The sequence below is a fragment of the Polaribacter sp. genome (assembly GCF_965656025.1).
Taxonomy (GTDB): Bacteria; Bacteroidota; Bacteroidia; order Flavobacteriales; family Flavobacteriaceae; genus Polaribacter.
In genome coordinates this window covers 26,512-30,156 of the sequence record NZ_CBFHJT010000015.1, presented here as the reverse complement: position 1 = coordinate 30,156, position 3,645 = coordinate 26,512, and the positions used below count along the sequence as shown (strand labels likewise).

Annotated in this window: 3 protein-coding genes; all 3 read left to right on the top strand. The window is 29.0% G+C overall.

Annotated elements, in window-relative coordinates:
- The first annotated feature begins 82 nt into the window (after nucleotides 1-82).
- On the top strand, nucleotides 83-775 hold the full coding sequence (locus ACTG3S_RS04470) for a glycosyltransferase family 2 protein (protein ID WP_439128173.1): 693 nt from the start codon (nucleotides 83-85) through the stop codon (nucleotides 773-775).
- A complete protein-coding gene (locus ACTG3S_RS04465; RefSeq protein ID WP_439128172.1) occupies nucleotides 775-2,265 on the top strand; it encodes a cellulose synthase family protein in 1,491 nt (496 codons plus the stop codon). Before ACTG3S_RS04470 ends, ACTG3S_RS04465 begins: the two co-directional genes overlap by 1 nt.
- A partial coding sequence (locus ACTG3S_RS04460; RefSeq protein ID WP_439128171.1) for a mannosyltransferase occupies nucleotides 2,265-3,645 on the top strand: 1,381 nt, incomplete at its 3' end. The genes ACTG3S_RS04465 and ACTG3S_RS04460, both read left to right, overlap by 1 nt.

The following is a 3,645-nucleotide window of genomic DNA, read 5'->3' as shown; positions in this document are numbered from 1 at the left end:
CACTTTACAAGTCTAATAAAAAAATTGGAGAGTGGACTTCTTATCTAAGTTTTAAGAGAGACAACCCAAATGTAAAATTTTAATGAGTATAAAAATTAAAGTAATTATTCCGGCTTATAATGAGCAAGATTCTATTGCAAACGTTATAAATGATATACCTAAAATTGTAGAAGAAATTATTGTTGTAAACAACAACTCTTCTGACAAAACTGAAGAAAATGCAGCAAAAGCGGGTGCAACTGTTTTAACAGAAGAAAGAAAAGGGTATGGTTATGCTTGTTTAAAAGGGATGGATTATATTGCGAAAAAAGATACCAGACCCGATATTATTGTTTTTTTAGATGGAGACTATTCTGACTACCCAGAACAATTATCAGCATTAGTACAACCGATAATAGAAAATAATATAGATTTTGTAATTGGAGCACGAGTTAAAGAATTAAGAGAAAACGGCTCTATGACACCACAACAAGTTTTTGGGAATTGGTTAGCAACTTTTTTAATGAAATTATTTTTTAACGCAAATTTTACAGATTTGGGTCCTTTTAGGGCTATAAAATACCAAAAGTTGTTAGCTTTAAATATGGAAGATAAAACCTATGGCTGGACGGTAGAAATGCAGTTAAAAGCCTTAAAACAAAAACTAACATATACAGAAATACCGATGAAATATAGAAATAGAATTGGTGTTTCTAAAGTTTCAGGAACTGTAAAAGGTTCTATATTTGCAGGAATTAAAATCTTAAGTTGGATTTTTAAATACAGTTTCAAATAATGGTTTTAGAGTACATTATCATCATCACTTATTCTATTGCTCTACTGCTAATTTTTATGTACGCATTAGCACAATTAAACTTGCTTATAAATTACCTAAAAGCAAGAAAAAAAGTAGAAACATCAGAAAAATTTAATTTATCTAATCCAGAAGAAATCCCTTTTGTAACCATACAATTACCTGTTTTTAATGAGTTGTATGTAATGAAACGTTTGTTAAAAAACATTGCTAAATTAGAATACCCAATAGATAAATTAGAAATACAGGTTTTAGATGATTCTACAGATGAGTCTATAGAAACCACTGCAAAACATATTAAAAAAATACAAGAAAAAGGAATTGACATACAGCACATTCGAAGATCTAATCGGCAAGGTTTTAAAGCAGGTGCTTTAAAAGAAGGTTTAAAAATCGCAAAGGGCGAATTTATTGCCATTTTTGATGCTGATTTTCTACCCAAAAAAGATTGGTTACTACAAACCATACCCTATTTTAAAGATAAAAAAATTGGTGTAGTTCAAACACGTTGGGGCCATATCAACAGAAACTACTCTACCCTAACAAAAATACAAGCTTTTGCATTAGACGCTCATTTTACGTTAGAACAAGTGGGTAGAAATAGCCAAGGACACTTTATCAATTTTAACGGTACAGCAGGTGTTTGGCGTAAAGAATGTATTTACGATGCTGGCAATTGGGAAGGAGATACACTAACGGAAGATTTAGATTTAAGCTACAGAGCTCAATTAAAAAAATGGAAATTTAAATACTTAGAAAATGTAGAAACGCCCGCAGAATTACCGGTAATTATTAGTGCTGCAAGATCACAACAATTTCGATGGAATAAAGGGGGCGCAGAAAATTTTCAAAAAATGATGAAACGTGTTATTAAAAGTAAAAACGTTTCTTTTAAAACTAAAATACACAGTTTATTACACTTACTAAATAGCTCTATGTTTACCTGTATTTTTTTAGTAGCCGTTTTAAGCATACCTATGTTATATATAAAAAATGAATACGAGCATTTAAAAATTTATTTTTATGTGATGAGTTTTTTTGTAATTAGCTCTTTAATCTTTTTTGTTTGCTACTGGTTTATGTACAAAAACACGTATGGTGGTGGTATTAAAAACTTCTTTAAATACATTGGTGCATTTTTTACCTTTTTCTCAATAGCAATGGGCTTTTCCTTACACAATACTATTGCAGTTTTAGAAGGTCATTTTGGTAAAAAAAGTGAATTTGTAAGAACCCCAAAGTTTAATATAAAAACCATAAAAGATGGTTGGAAAAATAACATATATATAAAAAACAAACCCTCTGTTCATGTAATTTTAGAAGGTATTTTAGCGTTGTATTTTGTTTTTGGTATGTACAGTGCATTTGTGGTAGGTACACAAGGTGGAGATTTTGGATTGTTTCCATTTCACTTTATGCTTTTTATAGGTTTTAGTTACGTATTTTTTAAATCGGTTTTTTCTAAAGCATAATGTTTCTTCAAAAAAAAAATAGTCATTTTATAGCCATTATTTTAAGCATACTTGCCTACTTTTTCTTTGCCTATTTTTTAGAACGAACTCAATTTTACAGTTTTTCTTTTCTTTGGATATTTTTATTTGGCTGCTTTTATGCTATCATTAAAAACAAAAACATTTCCTTTAAAAACTTAGTAGGAATTAGTATTTTGTTAAGGTTAGTATTTCTATTTGCAATACCTAATTTATCACAAGATTTTTATCGTTTTATTTGGGATGGTCGGATGATTTTAGAAGGATTCAATCCTTATTTATCCTTACCCGAAACATTTATACAACAAAACTTAACACCTATTGCTGATGCTAATGAGTTGTATGCAGGAATGGGACAGTTAAATGGAAGCCACTACACAAATTATCCACCCTTAAACCAATTGTGTTTTTTAATTGCCGCACTTTTTGCTAGTAAAAGTATTTTTGGTGCTGTTGTTGTTTTAAGAATCCTTATCATTCTAGCCGATGTAGGAATTTTATATTTTGGAGAAAAATTATTAGAAAATTTAAAGCTGCCTATTAAAAACATATTCTGGTATGTTTTAAATCCGTTTATTATTATAGAGATGACAGGCAATCTACATTTTGAATCTGTAATGCTCTTTTTTTTAGTTTGGGCTTTCTATAAATTACAACAAAGAAAATGGGTTTTTGCTGCCCTGTTAATGGCTTGTTCTGTTTCTATAAAATTAATTCCCTTGTTATTTTTACCATTATTTTTTCAATGGTTTACAAAAAGTTTTCATGCGAGTGGAAAACGTAATTCCTTAACTGTTCGCGCGCAGTCGAAAACTAAAAAGCAGTTTCCAAATTTCTCAGGGTTATTAAAATTATTCGGATTTTATATCATTATTATAAGCATAACAATTATTCTATTTATTCCTTTTTACACATCAGAATTAATTACAAATTATACAGATTCTGTAGGTTTATGGTTTCGAAATTTTGAGTTTAATGCTAGTTTTTATTACTTATTTAGAGAAATTGGCTATTTATTTAGAGGCTATAATGAAATTGCAATTATTGGTAAAATAACTCCTATTTTAACCATCTTATTTTTACTTGTACTTACCTCTTTTAGAAAAAACAATTCTTTTAAACAACTAATAACAGCCTTATTGTTTGGTTTGTGTTTTTATTATTTTACAGCCACAACTGTGCATCCTTGGTATTTAGCAACACCCTTAATTTTATGTGTTTTCACAAAATACAAGTTCCCTATTGTTTGGACATTTGTAATATTTTTAAGCTATCAAGCATATGCAAATCAACCTTGGCAAGAAAATTTATTTTTTGTTTTTGCTGAGTATTTAATTTTATTTTCTTTTTTAATTTTCGAAA

What these genes read in the sequence shown, in the direction of transcription:
- ACTG3S_RS04470 (WP_439128173.1), top strand. Translation starts at nt 83, where the DNA reads ATGAGTATAAAAATTAAAGTAATTATTCCGGCTTATAATGAGCAAGAT.
- ACTG3S_RS04465 (WP_439128172.1), top strand. Translation starts at nt 775, where the DNA reads ATGGTTTTAGAGTACATTATCATCATCACTTATTCTATTGCTCTACTG.